The sequence below is a fragment of the Paraburkholderia sp. 22099 genome (assembly GCF_052045835.1).
Taxonomy (GTDB): domain Bacteria; phylum Pseudomonadota; class Gammaproteobacteria; order Burkholderiales; family Burkholderiaceae; genus Paraburkholderia; species Paraburkholderia terricola.
Genome location: NZ_JBQEPU010000005.1, coordinates 72,558 through 87,732 on the forward strand (window position 1 = coordinate 72,558; position 15,175 = coordinate 87,732).

The 15,175-nt window shown below is 66.5% G+C and carries 12 protein-coding genes and 1 pseudogene; 6 read left to right on the top strand and 7 right to left on the bottom strand.

Translation table 11 applies throughout. The annotated features are described in order from the left end of the window. Nucleotides 1–2: 2 nt before the first annotated feature. The 6 genes from ACTJLC_RS06825 to ACTJLC_RS06850 all read right to left on the bottom strand — a co-directional run bounded on the left by ACTJLC_RS06825 (nucleotide 3) and on the right by ACTJLC_RS06850 (nucleotide 7,670). Entirely contained in the window at nucleotides 3–830 is an 828-nt protein-coding gene (locus ACTJLC_RS06825; RefSeq protein WP_073430067.1) for a class II aldolase/adducin family protein, read from the bottom strand. Nucleotides 831–841: 11 nt separating this feature from the next. Beyond that, nucleotides 842–1,921 (bottom strand): LLM class flavin-dependent oxidoreductase, encoded by a 1,080-nt coding sequence (locus tag ACTJLC_RS06830; RefSeq protein ID WP_310122939.1) that lies wholly within the window; start codon nucleotides 1,919–1,921, stop codon nucleotides 842–844. A gap of 440 nt (nucleotides 1,922–2,361) precedes the next feature. Continuing rightward, nucleotides 2,362–3,849 (bottom strand): glycosyltransferase family 9 protein, encoded by a 1,488-nt coding sequence (locus ACTJLC_RS06835; protein ID WP_440843340.1) that lies wholly within the window; start codon nucleotides 3,847–3,849, stop codon nucleotides 2,362–2,364. A 54-nt stretch (nucleotides 3,850–3,903) separates the two neighbouring features. After that, nucleotides 3,904–5,004, bottom strand: coding sequence for a chorismate synthase (gene aroC / locus ACTJLC_RS06840; RefSeq protein ID WP_440843342.1), 1,101 nt, complete (start codon nucleotides 5,002–5,004; stop codon nucleotides 3,904–3,906). A 124-nt stretch (nucleotides 5,005–5,128) separates the two neighbouring features. Further along, entirely contained in the window at nucleotides 5,129–7,066 is a 1,938-nt protein-coding gene (locus tag ACTJLC_RS06845) for an MFS transporter (protein WP_440843344.1), read from the bottom strand. Nucleotides 7,067–7,208: 142 nt separating this feature from the next. After that, nucleotides 7,209–7,670: a CBS domain-containing protein gene (locus ACTJLC_RS06850; RefSeq protein WP_073430072.1), complete on the bottom strand. Its 462-nt coding sequence runs from the start codon at nucleotides 7,668–7,670 to the stop codon at nucleotides 7,209–7,211. A 239-nt stretch (nucleotides 7,671–7,909) separates the two neighbouring features. On the opposite strand from ACTJLC_RS06850, the gene ACTJLC_RS06855 reads away from it, so the two are divergent. From ACTJLC_RS06855 to ACTJLC_RS06865, 3 genes are all read left to right on the top strand, one after another. Then, nucleotides 7,910–9,340, top strand: coding sequence for an O-acetylhomoserine aminocarboxypropyltransferase (locus ACTJLC_RS06855; RefSeq protein WP_440843346.1), 1,431 nt, complete (start codon nucleotides 7,910–7,912; stop codon nucleotides 9,338–9,340). After that, a complete protein-coding gene (locus ACTJLC_RS06860) occupies nucleotides 9,337–10,170 on the top strand; it encodes an alpha/beta fold hydrolase (RefSeq protein ID WP_440843348.1) in 834 nt (277 codons plus the stop codon). The genes ACTJLC_RS06855 and ACTJLC_RS06860 overlap by 4 nt, the downstream gene beginning before the upstream one ends. A gap of 211 nt (nucleotides 10,171–10,381) precedes the next feature. Continuing rightward, a complete protein-coding gene (locus ACTJLC_RS06865) occupies nucleotides 10,382–10,702 on the top strand; it encodes an Mpo1-like protein (protein ID WP_083084023.1) in 321 nt (106 codons plus the stop codon). 34 nt (nucleotides 10,703–10,736) lie between these two features. On the opposite strand, the gene ACTJLC_RS06870 is transcribed toward ACTJLC_RS06865, so the two are convergent. Beyond that, nucleotides 10,737–12,050: a YihY family inner membrane protein gene (locus tag ACTJLC_RS06870; RefSeq protein ID WP_193615253.1), complete on the bottom strand. Its 1,314-nt coding sequence runs from the start codon at nucleotides 12,048–12,050 to the stop codon at nucleotides 10,737–10,739. A gap of 119 nt (nucleotides 12,051–12,169) precedes the next feature. Between ACTJLC_RS06870 and wrbA the strand changes: the two genes are divergently transcribed. The 3 genes and pseudogenes from wrbA to ACTJLC_RS06885 all read left to right on the top strand — a co-directional run bounded on the left by wrbA (nucleotide 12,170) and on the right by ACTJLC_RS06885 (nucleotide 15,172). Then, nucleotides 12,170–12,772, top strand: a complete 603-nt coding sequence (gene wrbA, locus ACTJLC_RS06875) for an NAD(P)H:quinone oxidoreductase (RefSeq protein ID WP_073430076.1) — start codon at nucleotides 12,170–12,172, stop codon at nucleotides 12,770–12,772. 230 nt (nucleotides 12,773–13,002) lie between these two features. Next, nucleotides 13,003–13,446: pseudogene (locus tag ACTJLC_RS06880) on the top strand (DUF2069 domain-containing protein); the annotation flags it as partial. A 307-nt stretch (nucleotides 13,447–13,753) separates the two neighbouring features. Next, nucleotides 13,754–15,172: an FAD-binding oxidoreductase gene (locus ACTJLC_RS06885; RefSeq protein ID WP_440843351.1), complete on the top strand. Its 1,419-nt coding sequence runs from the start codon at nucleotides 13,754–13,756 to the stop codon at nucleotides 15,170–15,172. Nucleotides 15,173–15,175 lie beyond the last annotated feature (3 nt).

The following is a 15,175-nucleotide window of genomic DNA, read 5'->3' on the forward strand; positions in this document are numbered from 1 at the left end:
GTTCAGGTGAGGACGTCGGGCTCGGCTTCGACCAACCCTTCCAGCAGGCTCTGGAATGCGAATAGCGCGCCGCCCGCGCGGCCTACCTGCTCGTGCGTGAGCGTGGCGACGTCGTGCGCAATCGGCTGCGGCGTGCCGGCGGCTTCGGCAAGCAGTTGCGCGTGGCAGGCATTGTCGAGCGCGATGTACCACCAGGCCGCGGCCTCGACGCTCGGGCCCGCCGTGAGAATGCCGTGATTCTTCAGGATCACCGCGCGGCGTTGGCCGAGCGCCGCCGCGATGCGCGCGCCTTCGTCGGTATCGAGCACGACGCCGCGGAAGTCGTCGAACAACGCGTGGTCCTGATAGAACGCGCACGAGTCCTGGGTGAGCGGATCGAGCGTGCGGCCGAGCGTCGACCACGCCTTGCCGTACAGCGAATGCGTGTGCGCCGCCGCGATCACGTCGGGACGCGCTTCGTGAATCGCCGCGTGAATCGCGAAGGCCGCCTGATTCACCGGACCCTCGCCGACCACGATGTCCCCTTGCGCATTCACCAGCAGCAGATCGGACACGCGAATGCGGCTGAAATGCTTGCCGAACGGATTGACCCAGAAGTGATCGGGCCACTCGGGATCGCGCGCGGTGATATGCCCGGCGAGCCCCTGATCGAAGCCGTGGCGCGCGAACAGACGAAACGCGACCGCAAGCCGTTCCTGCCGGTAGCGGCGTTCGTCCGCGATGCTTTCGCGCGGCGGGACGTCGTCGAACCAGAACTTGCGCCGCGGCGCGTGTCGTTCGAGCGTGGACGAATCACGGGTGCGTCGCGGGGCTAGTGAGAGATCGGTCATCGCGCCTCCGTTCACGCCGCCACGCGCTCGACGCGCGCGATCCGCTCGCGGGTCGCCGGAATCAGTTCGCGGCCGTAGTCGATCGCGTCTTCGAGCGGATCGAAGCCGCGCACGAGGAAGGTCGAGACGCCGAGCGCGTAATACTCGGCGAGCGTCTCGGCGACCTGGTCCGGCGTGCCGACCAGCGCCGTCGAATTCGAGCGGCCGCCGATTTCCTTCGCAATGCCGGTCCAGAGGCGCTCGTCGACGCGGTCCGATTCACCGGATGCCGCGAGCAGCCGGCGCGCGCCCTCGCTCTGCGCCGGCCCGCCGACCCCGAGTCCTTGCGCCGCGCGCAGCCGTCGGGTCTCTTCGAGAATATGGTCCGCGCGCTCCCACGCGGCGGCTTCGGTGGCGGCGAGAATCGGCCGGAACGACACGGAGAAGCGCACGCTGCGGCCGTGTTTGGCGGCTTCGGCGCGCACGCGGGCGACTTGCTCGCGCACTTGCGCTTTCGATTCGCCCCACAGCGCGTAGACATCCGCGTGACGGCCGGCGATTGCGAGCGCGGGCGCCGACGCGCCGCCGAAGTACACGGGGATGTGCGGCTGCTGCACCGGCTTTACTTCGGAGAAAGCCTGTTCGAAGCGGTAGTACTGGCCGTCGTGGTCGAACGGTTCGGCTTCGGTCCAGACACGGCGCAGGATGTGCAGGTATTCGTCGGTGCGGGCATAGCGTTCGTCGTGCGAGAGGAAGTCGCCGTCGCGGCGTTGTTCGGCGTCGTCGCCACCGGAGATGATGTGCACGGCGAGGCGGCCGCCCGAGTAATGGTCGAGCGTTGCGAGCTGACGCGCGGCGAGCGTCGGCGCGACGAAGCCGGGGCGATGCGCGAGCATGAAATGCACCTTGCTCGTGACGCTGGCCGCGTGCGCGACGGTCAGGAGCGCGTCGGGGCTCGTGGAATGATGCGGCACGAGGATACGGTTGAAACCCGCGGCTTCGTGAGCACGGGCGAATTGCCCAATGTACTCGATGTCGATCGCCGGACCTTGCGGCGCGTGCGTTTCAGACACCTTGCGGGTCTGGATCATGCCGATGAATTCGATGGACACGATGGGGGTCTCCCGGAATGGATGGGTGTGCGCCCGGCGTGGATAGGCTCGGCTGGGCGGCGGCGGTTCTTGTTCGACGCATTTGCTGTTTGCTCAGGGGAGTTAAGGTAGCAGCGCTGAATGCGCTTGTTAAATATTGATCGGCGATATGTTTATCGGGTTTGGGTGGAATGAGGCTTGGCGTTTCGGCCCCGCAGCGCGTGGTAGCTCGGCGGCCCGGATGTATTCCAGGCGGAGAGAGCCAACGGGTTGTTGCGCGGGGCGATCTGTTTGCGAAGTTCGCAAAACCGCGCAACCCGAGGCGGCGGAACGCCGAATGGATGGCGCGCGGAGCATGGCTGACCGCGAAAGTAGCCGTGCGCGCGAGGCACAGGCGATCGCGCTAAAAACCGAGCGCGAGATATTGAAGTGAAGAAGTCACGCAAGGCGCGGCTTGCCCGTCAGCCGCGCCCCAACCCATCAATCCGCCCCCTGACTTGCGCGATCACCGGCACCCAGTCACCGACCCGCGGCTGTCGAAACAACGCGATGGAATCGTACCAGGCCGTGACCGGCGAGGCATCGCCCCAGAACCATGCGGATACGTGGTCGATCATCAGGCAGGTCGGCACGCCGAGCGCACCGGCCAGATGCGCGGGCCCGCTGTCGATCGTGACCACCAGATCCAGATTCGCCAGCAACGCCGCTACATCGTCGAATCCGGATCGAAAATGATGCGTCAGGTCGACGACTTCCAGCCCCTTGGCTCGCCACTGCGCGACCGTCTCGCCGCGTCCCGGCGACAACGCGAAATAGCTCACGCCCGGCACATTCAATAGCGCTTCGAATTGCCCGGCGGGCACCGAGCGCCGCATGTCGCGGATATGCTCGGGATTGCCGTTCCACACCAGCCCGACCGTGCGATTGCGCTTGTTACCGGCGACGCGCGCGTCGACATGGGCGTCGATCCGCTTGCGCCATGCCTGAACGAGCGACGGCTCGGCGCTCAGGTACGGCGCGCCCCATCCGGCAGCCTCGAAAACGCCGAGCCGCAGCGGCAGGCTCATCAGCCCGCAGTGGAAATCGGGCCGTGTTTCGAGGCTCGTTTCGAGCGGTAAATCGGCGGGCAATATCCGCTCGAACAAATGCCGCAACGGCCCGTCGTGACCGAAGATGACCCGGCCGCCTTCGCGTCGCGCCCGCTGCGCCAAAAGCGGCAGAAAGCGCACCGCCCAAAGGCAGTCGCCATTGCCTTGTTCGCCATAGACAACCAGCGTCTTGCCGGCCAGCGATTCGCCCCGCCAATGCGCGCTGATTGCCGCGAGCGCATGCTGCGCGTTGTTGAGATCGTCGGCGAACGCGACGCGTGCTTCGTAATGCGCCCAGCCCTCGGCGAAACGCCCGGAACGAAGTTCGAGTTCCGAGAGGTCGAACAGCGCATGCGCGTTGTTCGGCGCGAGCACCAGCACGTGCCTGAGCAACGCCTCGGCTTCGGCAAAACGCGCCTGCTCCTTCACGCACAGCGCGAGCTTGTGTAGCGCCACCGGGTTGCCGGGTACGACGCGCACCGCTTCGCGCAGCAGCCGCTCGGCCGTGGCGAAGTCGTCGCGCTGCTGGATGGCCGCGGCGCGCCAGATCAGCGCGTCGGCGTTTTCGACGTTTTGCGAGAGCAGCAGTCCGGTGGCGGACTCGACCAGCGCCCAATCGCGCACGACGAACGCCGTCTGCGCAATCGTGTGAAGGAGCGTGGCTTCGTGGGAAGGATCGAGTCGATAGGCGCGCACCAGCGCGGCAAGCGCCTCGCGTTGGCCCGCTTTGTCACTGCCTGCGTGCTGCAGCAGCATCTGGCCCAACGCGAGCCACTCGGCGGCGCCCGCATTGGGCGCGGCAGCACGCGCGCGCAAGTCCGCCAGTGGTCTACTGGGGGGCAGGGTATTCAGGTCGTTCATCGGAAAGGCGCCACGCCGCGTGGCATGAAAACGAAGGCGCGCGGGAAACGCCCGTTACGGCGCACTCGCCGCGATCTTCGGCGTGCTGACCGCGACATCGCCGCACTGTGCGCGGTGGCGCAGCGCGTGGTCGACCAGCACGAGCGCGAGCATCGATTCAGCGATCGGCGTGGCGCGAATGCCGACACACGGATCATGCCGCCCGAACGTTTCGACGATGGCCGGCTGCCCCGCCTTGTCGATCGAACGGCGCGGCGTGCGAATGCTCGACGTGGGCTTGATCGCGATCGACACCGTGATGTCCTGCCCGGTGGAAATGCCGCCGAGCACGCCGCCCGCGTGATTGCCGACGAAGCCCTCCGGCGTCAGTTCGTCGCCATGCACCGAACCGCGTTGCGCGACGCTGGCGAAGCCCGCGCCGATCTCGACGCCCTTGACGGCGTTGATGCCCATCATCGCGTGCGCGATGTCCGCGTCGAGACGGTCGAACAGCGGCTCGCCAAGGCCGACCGGCACGCCGGAAGCCACCACGTTGATGCGCGCGCCGATCGAGTCGCCCTCCTTGCGCAGCGCGTCCATGTACGCTTCCAATTGCGGCACGATCTCGGCGTTCGGCGCGAAGAACGGATTTTCACGCACTTGCGCCCAGTCGACGAAAGGCACGTCGATCTCGCCGAGCGCGGCCATGTAGCCGCGAATCTCGACGCCGAACTTCTCGCGCAGCCACTTCTTCGCGACCGCGCCCGCCGCCACCGTGGGCGCCGTCAGACGCGCCGACGAACGGCCGCCGCCGCGATAGTCGCGAATGCCGTATTTCTGCCAGTAGGTGTAGTCCGCATGACCTGGGCGGAACGTCTCGGCGATGTTGCCGTAGTCCTTGCTGCGCTGGTCCGTGTTGCGGATCAGCAGCGCGATCGGTGCGCCGGTGGTCTCACCTTCGAACACGCCGGACAGGATCTCGACCTTGTCTTCTTCCTGACGCTGCGTGACGTGGCGCGACGTGCCGGGTTTGCGGCGGTCGAGTTCGAGCTGGATGTCGGCTTCGTTGAGCGCCATGCCCGGCGGGCAGCCGTCGATCACGCAGCCGATAGCGGGACCGTGCGATTCGCCGAAGGTCGTGACAGTGAAAAGCGTACCGAGCGTGTTGCCGGACATGGGCGTCGTCCAAAAGAAATGCGGGGGAAGCGTTATTATGCCAGCCCGCATGGCGCGAGGGCGGGCCGCCCGCGTGCTTATGACTTGAGGACAAGCCGCGAGCCGCCGCGACGCCGGCGCGGCCTTACTTGCGCGCCCCACGCAATTCGGTGACGATCCGCTGCAGCATCTCCGGCGTCGCGAGCGCCGGATCGATCGGCTCGCCCACCGCCAGGGTCAGCCGGCTCATCACGCCCTTCTGTATCGGCCGCGGCCAGCGCGCATCGTCGGCGCGCGAAAACACGCTGCCCCACAGGCCGCGCAGCGCCATCGGTATCACCGGCGCGGGCGTGCGCCGGATGATTTCGGTCACGCCGTGGCGAAACGGATTCATTTCACCGGTTCTCGTGAGCTTGCCTTCCGGGAAAATACAGACCAGTTCGCCCTCGGCGAGCGCCTGCGCGCATCGCTCATAAGCTTGCGTGAGCAGCTGGGCGTCCTGATGCGCCGGCGCGATAGGAATCGCCTTCGCATGACGGAACACCCAGCCGGCGAACGGCGACCTGAAGATCTGATGGTCCATCACGAAACGGATCGGCCGCGGGCTCTCCGCCATGATCACGATCGCGTCGACAAAGCTCACGTGGTTGCACACCAGCACCGCGGCGCCTTCCTCGGGAATGCGCTCGGCATGCACGAGACGCATCCGGTAAAACGTATGCACGAGCACCCATGCGATGAAGCGCAGCAGAAACTCGGGCACCAGCGAATAGATGTAGGTCGCGACGACGATGTTCAGCAACGCCGTAACCAGAAAAATCGCCGGAATGCCGAAGCCCGCCGCGGTCAACGCCATCGCCATCAGCGCCGAGACGATCATGAACAACGAATTCAGAATATTGTTCGCGGCGATGATGCGCGCGCGGTAGCTCGGCTGGCTGCGGCTCTGGATCAGCGCGTAGAGCGGCACGCTGTAGAACCCGCCGAACATGGCGAGCAGGAACAGGTCGGCCAGCACGCGCCAATGGGCGGGCCGCACGAGAAATTCGCCGACGGCGAGCAGATGTCCCGCGGGCGGCAGCGCGCGGCTCGCGAAAAACAGGTCGATTGCGAACACGCTCATGCCGATCGAGCCGAGCGGCACCAGGCCGATTTCGATGCGCCGCTTCGAGAGCTTTTCGCACAACAGCGAACCGATGCCGATGCCGATCGAGAACGTGCCGAGCAGCACCGTCACCACGTCCGGGTCGGCGGACAGCACGTTTTTCGCAAAGCTGAAAAACGACGACAGAAAAGTCGCGCCGACGAACCACAGCCACGATATGCCGAGCAGGCTCAGAAACACGGTGCGGTTTTCGCGCGCCAGCTTCAGGTTGCGCCACGTCTCGCTAACCGGATTCCAGTTGATGCGCAGGTCCGGCTGCGGCGCCGCCGTGACCGGCACGAAGCTCGACACGAAGCGCCCCGCCAGCGCAACCGCGACACAGGCGCAAGCCAGCACGATCGCGCCATGTTCGACGAACCCCGCGCCGGCGCCGCCGACGATCGTGCCGATCAAGATCGCGACGAACGTGCCCATCTCGACCATGCCGTTGCCGCCCACCAGTTCCGCCTTCGACAGATGCTGCGGCAGGTACGAGTATTTGACCGGTCCGAACACGGTCGAATGGACGCCCATCAGAAACGTGCATGCATACAGCAACGGTGCGTTATGCAGCAGAAAACCCGCGCCGCCGATCAGCATCACGACGATCTCGAAGCTCTTGACGAAGCGCGTGAGCATCGCCTTGTCGTACTTGTCGGCGATCTGGCCGGAGGTGGCGGACAGCAGCACGAACGGCAAGATGAAGATCGCCGAAATCAGAAACGCCGCCGTTTTCGGATCGACGCCGGAAAAGCGCGCCGCCTGATACGTGACGAGCGACGTGAAGCCGATCTTGAAGACGTTGTCGTTCATCGCGCCGAGGAACTGGGTCCAGAAAAAAGGCGCGAAGCGGCGCTGCCGCAGTAGCCGGAACTGCGATTCGTGCGCCTCGTGCGGGCGCGCGGCACGACGGCCGGCAGGTATCGGACGATCGCTCATGAAGGTCGGGGAACGGGTTGAACGAGCAACGAGAGGGAAGAGACGCGGGCCCGGAGACAAAAAAAGCGCGCGCTTTCGCGCGCGCCTTGACTGCATTTTCGCGCTCACGGCAACGCCGAACGCCGCGGCGAGCCACCGCGCATCAACGCGCCGGCTGCTGCTCCTGTTGCTCTTCCGGCCAGTCGCGGATGTATGCCTTGAGCATGCGATTTTCGAAGCCCTGTTCTTCGACCACCGCCTTCGCGACGTCGTAGAACGAGATCACGCCCATCAGCGTGCGGGCTTCCATGACGGGCAGATAGCGCACGTGGTGCTCGAGCATCATGCGGCGCACTTCGTTGACGTCCGTTTCGGGCGTGCAGGTGAGCGGATGGTCGTCCATGACCTTACGGATCGTTGACGTGCCGACGCTGCCGCCATGCTTGCTCAGCGTGAGAATGATTTCACGGAAGGTGAGCATGCCGACCAGGTCGCCGTATTCCATCACGACGAGCGAGCCGATATCGTGCTCGGCCATGGTGTTGACTGCGTCGTGCAGCGTGGTATCCGGCGTAACCGTGAAAAGGGTGTTGCCCTTGACTTTAAGAATGTCGCTGACTCGCATGATCGTCTCCCGTGATACCCGCTAAGCTCGTAATGCATGAATGACTTTCGATCCTAGCGGAAAGGCCCATAAAAGGAAAGCGGCCCGCCCGCCAAGGCGCGGCGGGCGTTCGCCTGCCCGAACCCGCATGAGCGCTCGCGCGCGCATCGGGAAAACCGCGCTTGATGCGGTTCGTGCCGGTGATAGGATGGCCGCCACTTTCACCTTTCGCGAGGCCGTCCGTGGCCCCGCCGCCCAGGATGTCCGCCAACCGTTTCGATACGCTTGCGCTGCACGCCGGCGCCGCTCCCGACCCCGCCACCGGCGCGCGCGCCACACCCATTTACCAGACTACCTCCTTTTCGTTCCGCGATTCGGACCACGCCGCGGCGCTCTTCAATATGGAGCGCGCCGGCCATGTCTACTCGCGCATCTCCAACCCGACCGTGGCCGTGTTCGAGGAGCGCGTCGCCGCACTGGAGAACGGCGCGGGCGCGATCGGCACGGCGAGCGGCCAGGCCGCGCTGCATCTGGCGATCGCCACGCTGATGGGCGCGGGCTCGCATATCGTCGCCTCCAGCGCGCTGTACGGCGGCTCGCACAATCTGCTGCATTACACGTTGCGGCGCTTCGGCATCGAGACGACCTTCGTCAAACCCGGCGATCTCGACGCATGGCGCGCCGCGCTGCGCCCGAACACGCGCCTGCTGTTCGGCGAGACGCTCGGCAATCCCGGCCTCGACGTGCTCGACATCGCCGCGCTCGCGCAGATCGCGCACCAACACCGCGTGCCGCTGCTGGTCGACTCCACCTTCACCACGCCCTACCTGCTCAAACCGTTCGAGCACGGCGCCGACTTCGTTTATCACTCGGCCACCAAGTTTCTCGGCGGGCACGGCACGACGATCGGCGGCGTGCTGGTGGACGGCGGCACCTTCGACTTCGACGCCTCGGGGCGCTTCCCCGAATTCACCGAGCCCTACGAGGGCTTTCACGGCATGGTCTTCAGCGAGGAAAGCACCGTCGCGCCGTTCCTGCTGCGCGCGCGCCGCGAGGGTTTGCGCGACTTCGGCGCGTGCCTGCATCCGCAAGCCGCCTGGCAACTGCTGCAAGGCATCGAAACGCTGCCGCTGCGCATGGAACGGCACGTCGCCAACACGCGCCGGGTGGTCGAATTCCTCGCCGCTCACGCAGCGGTCGAAACGGTCGCCTATCCGGAACTGCCGACGCATCCCGACCATGCGCTCGCCAAGCGTCTGCTGCCGCGCGGCGCGGGCGCGGTGTTCAGCTTCAACTTGCGCGGCGACCGCGCCGCCGGACGCGCGTTCATCGAAGCGCTCTCGCTGTTCTCGCACCTCGCGAACGTGGGAGACGCGCGCTCGCTGGTGATCCACCCCGCATCGACCACGCACTTTCGCATGGATGCCGCCGCGCTCGCCGCGGCGGGGATCGCCGAAGGCACGATCCGCCTGTCGATCGGTCTCGAAGACCCCGACGATCTGATCGACGACCTCAAGCGCGCGCTGAAGGCCGCGCAGAAGGCGAGCGGGTCGGGCGCATCCGCAGGAGGCGCATCGGGCCCAGCGCATAGGGATGCCAAAACCGGCGCATCCGGCCAAGGCGCGATTGAAGCCAGGACCGATGCCTCCCCGTCCGCCCCTGCCGCCAAACCCCGCCCGGAGTCCGCATGATCCTCACCGTCCAAGGCAAACCGGCTTACGTGTACACCGGCGGCAAGCCGTTCGATGCGAGCCTGCCGAGCGCCGTGTTCATCCACGGCGCCGAGCACGACCATAGCGTCTGGGCGCTGCAAACGCGCTACTTCGCGCATCACGGCTTCGGCGTGCTGGCGGTGGACTTGCCGGGACATTGCCGCAGCGCCGGGCCCGCGTTGACCACCGTGACGGCGACGGCTGACTGGCTGGCCGCGCTGCTCGATGCCGCCGGCGTGCAACGCGCGTTCGTGGCAGGCCACAGCATGGGCTCGCTGATCGCGCTCGACTTCGCGGGCCGCTATCCCGAGCGCGCCACGCATCTCGCCCTACTCGCCACCGCCATGCCGATGGCCGTCTCCGACACGCTGCTCGAAGCCGCGCTGCATCGCGAGCCCGATGCCATCGCCATGGTCAACGACTGGTCGCACTCGACGCTCGCGGCCAAGCCCTCCTGCCCCGGCCCCGGCTTCTGGTTGCACGGCATGAACCAGCGGCTGATGGAGCGCGTCGCGGCAACCGGCGAACCGCACCTGTTCCATACCGACTTCACGGCTTGCAATACCTACGCGGACGGCCTCGCCCGCGCCGCCCAAGTGCGTTGCGCGGTGCGCCTGATCGTCGGCCGGCGCGATGCGATGACCCCGCCGCGCGCCGCCAGGGCGCTCGCCGATGCGCTCGCGCAAAGAGGCGTGGCGATCGACACCGTGATGCTCGAAGCCGGCCATGCGCTGATGACCGAGCAGCCCGACGCCACGCTCGACGCCCTTTTCAGCTTCGCTTGCAGCCCGCCTCGCGTCGCCTCATAACGACCGGCAAACGAGAGCGGAGCCAGCACGATAGCCGCGGCGAAACATGCGCGCCATCGGCCGAACGGCCAGGTTGCGCGCATGCGCCGATAGCCGCACAATGGATCGAGCCTGTCCTGTTTGCCGTGCGCTTTCGGGCATTCCGGCACGCGGCGAAGCCATTCGAAGCGACGGGCACGGAATCGGGAAGCATGGAAATTCGGAGGCCGTGATGGGTCATACCGCACACACCGATCACTTCGCGAGTTTCGCGGAGTTCTATCCGTTCTATCTGAGCGAGCATCGCAACACGGTCTCGCGGCGGCTGCATTTCGTGGGTTCGCTCGGCGTGATCGGCTGTCTCGCCATGGCGCTCGCCACCGGCCACTGGCTGTGGCTGCCGGTGGCCGTGGTCTGCGGATACGGCTTTGCCTGGGTCGGGCATTTCTTCTTCGAGAAGAACCGGCCGGCCACCTTCCGTCATCCGCTCTATAGCCTGATGGGCGACTGGGTGATGTTCAAGGACATCTGCGTCGGCAAGATCTCGCTGTAGTTTTCATGCCGCCGACGCATTGCCCGCCGGGCCGCTACGCCGCCTGATGCGGCATGGACGAAGCGCCCTGCACGCTCTCCTGCGCACGCGCCGCGCGCGAGGCCGCGCGTGCGGCCAGCAAGGCCGCGAGCGTCACCTTCAGCTTGTCGTTTTGCAGCGCGGCCAGAAGCGTTGCGCCGTCCACCCGCGTGGAGTTGAGTTCAAGCTGATATTGGAGTTCGGCGCGGTCGATGATGAACAGGTCGAACAATCGCTCAACCGTGATCTGCGCCGGATTCGCCAGCAGAAGGAAATGCGGGCGCACGCCGTCTTCCTGCAATTGCGCGATCCATTCGATTTCCTCGAGCTTTTGCAGCAGGTTGATCGTGGTGTCCAGATCGCGGCGAAGCATTCGCGACAGGTCGGGCACGGTGTAGCCGCGCTCGCCGGCGTCGCGCGCCTCGGCGAGCCGCGCAAGCAGTTCGAGCGAATCGAACAGATTGCTGCCCTCGAACGTGGGCCGGTGAAACTGCCCGATGCGAATCGCCGGCAAGGCGGAGGCGATCATCGCGCCCGCCAGGGTGATGAACCAGCACAGGTACATCCACAGCAGAAACAGCGGCACCGCCGCGAATGCGCCGTACACGGCCGTGTAGGTGGGAATGCGGCGCACGTAGTAGCCGAAGCCGCGCTTGGCGAGTTCGAAGGCGATCGCGGCGGTCACGCCGCCGATCACCGCATCGCGCCATTCCACGCGGCAGTTCGGCAGATAGACGTAGAGAATCGTGAAGGCGAGCGCCGTCAACGGCAGCGCCGCGCCCGTGAGCGCCCATTCGATGACCGGCGTCATGCGCTGGGCCGCCGTGAAGGTCATGGATTGCGTGAACAGGTAGGAGGAAATCGACAGGCTCACGCCGATCAGGATCGGGCCGAGCGTGATGATCGCCCAGTAGACGAGTATGCGCTGCGCGATCGGCCGCGCCTTGCGCACACGCCAGATCACGTTGAACGCGGATTCGACGGTCATCATGGTCATCACCGCCGTGACGAACAGCACGATCATGCCGATCGTGGTCAGCCCCTTGGCCTTTGCGGCGAACTGGTTCAGATACTTGAAGATCTGACTGTTCAGTTGCGCGGGCATCAGGTGGTCGGCGAGAAAAAACTGCAGCGATTCCTGAAACGAGGCAAAGAGCGGAAACGCGGTGAACAGCGCGAACGCCACCGTGGCGAGCGGCACCAGCGCGAGCATGGTGGTGAACGTGAGGCTGCCGGCCACCTGCGGTATGCGGTCTTCGCCACTGCGCTTCGCGGCAAACTGCGCGAGCCGTTTGAGCGTGTCGAGATCGAAACGCACCCTGGACAACAAACCTGCCTCCTTGCTTCGTGAACCGGTGTTTCAGGAGAGGACGAAGACCTGGCCGAACGGCCATGCATGGCCTCTCCAGCGGACCCAGCCCCTATAATACCCGTTCACCGATGAGGCTTATGAAAGACATTCTCGTGCTCTATTACAGCCGTCACGGCGCCACGCGCGAGCTTGCGCTGGCGATCGCGCACGGCGTGGACAGCGTTCCCGGCATGCAGGCGCGCGTGCGCACGGTGCCGGCGGTGTCCACCGTCTGCGAGGCGTCGCAGCCGGACATTCCCGCCGAAGGTCCGCCCTACGTCGAACTGCGCGACCTGGAGGAATGCGCGGGTCTCGCGCTCGGCTCGCCCACCCGCTTCGGCAACATGGCCGCGTCGCTCAAATACTTTCTCGACGGCACCACGCCGCAGTGGCTCTCCGGTGCGCTCGCCGGCAAGCCGGCCTGCGTGTTCACGTCCACCGGCAGTTTGCACGGCGGCCAGGAATCCACGCTGCTCTCCATGATGCTGCCGCTTCTGCATCACGGCATGCTGATCGTCGGCATTCCGTACACCGAGAGCGCGCTCACCACCACGCAAAGCGGCGGCACGCCATACGGCGCGTCGCATTTCGCGCGCGCGGGCACCGCCGAACAAGGCATCTCCGCCGACGAGAAAACACTCGCCGTCGCGCTCGGCGCACGCGTCGCGCGCACGGCGGCTTGCATGAGCGAACGGCCGTGAACGAGCCGGATGCCGGAACGCAGCGGCGTGAACCCGGTACGCCCGATGCGCCCGATGCGCCCGCGGCCGTCGACGCTGTCGATGCGCGAACGGTCGCGAGCGCGCCGCTTGCACGGCCCACCGCCAACGAGCCGCCCATGCGCATCGCAGCCAATGCTCCGAACGCGAAACCGTCCGATCGCGACCACGATGCCGAAACGGTCGGCACCTCGGCCACGGACACCTCGCCCATGCCCGCAACCGCCGCGCACGTGCGGCAAGGCAATGCCGGGGCACGCGGCGCCACAACCGCCCTGCCCGTGCGGCAAAAAACCGCCGCCGCGCTCGGCGCTACCACCGCCTTGCTCGCGCTGATCGTACTGTGCGCCGCCTGGGAAGGGTGGCTCGCGCCGCTGCGCCCCGGCGGCTCGGCGCTGCTGCTCAAGGCCGTGCCGCTGCTGCTCGCGCTGCCGGGCGTGTGGCGGCGCCGGCTGTACACGCTGCAATGGGCGTCGATGCTGATCCTGCTGTACTTTGCCGAAGGCGTCGTCCGCGGCTGGAGCGAGCGCGGTTTGAGCGCGCGCCTCGGCTGGCTGGAAGCCGTACTCGCCGTCGTCTTTTTCGTCTGCGCGATCGCCCATGTCGCGCCGTTCAAGCGCGCGGCCAAGGTGGCCGCGAAGCTGGCCGGCCAGCAGGCCGCCGAAGTAGGCGGCGAAGTAGGCGGCGAAGCGGGTGGCGAAGTCGGCGGCGACATGGACAGCGAAGTGGCCGGCGAAGCGGGCGCCAAAGTGCGCGGCGAAGTCGACGGCAAAGCACGCGCCAAGGTGCACACCAAAGCCCAGGCGGCTGCCGAACCAGCCGCTGAACCGCCCGCCGAAGTAACCGCGAAGCCAGCCGCCGAACAAGTCACGGAACCATCCGCCACGCAGGCCAAAACCCTCACCTGACGAAAACCGCGCGCCACGCCTTGATTTCTTCGTCCGAACACACCGACCGACCCACATGACTCAAGCCGCTTTCCTCTCCGCCTGCCGCGACGCCATCGGCCCCACCCAGGTGCTCACCGATCCGCACGACACCGCGCCCTACCTCACCGACTGGCGCCGCCGCTACACCGGCGCGGCCTGTGCGGTGCTCTGCCCGGCCACGGCCGCCGAAGTCGCGGCGCTCGTCAAACTCGCCGGCGAACATCGCGTCGCGCTGGTGCCGCAAGGCGGCAACACCGGTCTCGCCGGCGGCGCCACGCCCGATGAAAGCGGCGCGCAGGCGGTCATCAGCTTGCGGCGTCTGAATCGCGTGCGCGACATCGATCCGCACAACAACACGATCACCGTCGAAGCCGGCGTCGTCCTCGCCGAAGTGCAAAGACATGCCGAGGAAGCCGGCCGCCTGTTCCCCTTGAGCCTCGCCGCCGAAGGCAGTTGCACGATCGGCGGCAATCTCGCCACCAACGCGGGCGGCACCGCCGTGCTGCGCTACGGCAACACGCGCGAGCTATGCCTCGGCCTGGAAGTGGTCACGCCGCAAGGCGAACTGTGGGACGGCCTGCGCGGACTGCGCAAGGACAACACCGGCTACGACTTGCGCGATCTGTTCATCGGCGCGGAGGGCACGCTCGGCATCATCACGGCGGCGGTGCTCAAGCTGCATCCGCAACCGGCCGCGCGCGTCACGGCGCTCGCCGGGCTGGCTTCGCCCGATGCGGCGCTCGACTTTCTCGCGCTCACGCAACGCGTCGCCGGGCCGCTTCTGACCGGCTTCGAACTGATGTCGGATTTCTGTCTGCGGCTGGTGGGCGGGCACTTCGAACAGATGCGCTATCCGTTTGCCGAATCGCACGCGCAAATCGTGCTGCTGGAATTGTCGGACAGCGAAAGCGAGGAACACGCCCGCGCGCTGTTCGAGCGTCTGATGGAAACGGCGCTCGAAGAAGGTCTCGTGCAAGACGCGGTGGTCGCCGAAAACCTCGCACAGTCGCGCGCTTTCTGGAATCTGCGCGAACACATTCCGCTCGCGCAAGCCGAGGAAGGTCTGAACATCAAGCACGACATCGCGGTGCCGATCTCGCGCATCGGCCGCTTCATCGAGGAAACCGACGCCGCGATCGCCCAGGCGGTGCCGGGCGCGCGCATGGTGACGTTCGGCCATCTCGGCGACGGCAACCTGCACTACAACGTGCAGGCGCCCGAAGGCGGCGACGCGATGGCGTTTCTCGACCAATACCAGAGCGCGATCAACCAGATCGTCTACGACAGCGTGCATCGGCATCGCGGCAGCATCAGCGCGGAACACGGGCTCGGCCAGTTGAAGATCGACGAAGCGATGCAGTACAAGCAGGACGTCGAGGTGCGGTTGATGCGCGCCGTCAAGCTCGCGCTCGATCCGCTGAACCTGATGAACCCCGGCAAGGTGCTACGCTAAGGT

What these genes read in the sequence shown, in the direction of transcription:
- ACTJLC_RS06825 (WP_073430067.1), bottom strand. Translation starts at nt 830, where the DNA reads ATGACCGATCTCTCACTAGCCCCGCGACGCACCCGTGATTCGTCCACG.
- ACTJLC_RS06835 (WP_440843340.1), bottom strand. Translation starts at nt 3,849, where the DNA reads ATGAACGACCTGAATACCCTGCCCCCCAGTAGACCACTGGCGGACTTG.
- aroC (WP_440843342.1), bottom strand. Translation starts at nt 5,004, where the DNA reads ATGTCCGGCAACACGCTCGGTACGCTTTTCACTGTCACGACCTTCGGC.
- ACTJLC_RS06845 (WP_440843344.1), bottom strand. Translation starts at nt 7,066, where the DNA reads ATGAGCGATCGTCCGATACCTGCCGGCCGTCGTGCCGCGCGCCCGCAC.
- ACTJLC_RS06850 (WP_073430072.1), bottom strand. Translation starts at nt 7,670, where the DNA reads ATGCGAGTCAGCGACATTCTTAAAGTCAAGGGCAACACCCTTTTCACG.
- ACTJLC_RS06855 (WP_440843346.1), top strand. Translation starts at nt 7,910, where the DNA reads ATGTCCGCCAACCGTTTCGATACGCTTGCGCTGCACGCCGGCGCCGCT.
- ACTJLC_RS06860 (WP_440843348.1), top strand. Translation starts at nt 9,337, where the DNA reads ATGATCCTCACCGTCCAAGGCAAACCGGCTTACGTGTACACCGGCGGC.
- ACTJLC_RS06865 (WP_083084023.1), top strand. Translation starts at nt 10,382, where the DNA reads ATGGGTCATACCGCACACACCGATCACTTCGCGAGTTTCGCGGAGTTC.
- wrbA (WP_073430076.1), top strand. Translation starts at nt 12,170, where the DNA reads ATGAAAGACATTCTCGTGCTCTATTACAGCCGTCACGGCGCCACGCGC.
- ACTJLC_RS06885 (WP_440843351.1), top strand. Translation starts at nt 13,754, where the DNA reads ATGACTCAAGCCGCTTTCCTCTCCGCCTGCCGCGACGCCATCGGCCCC.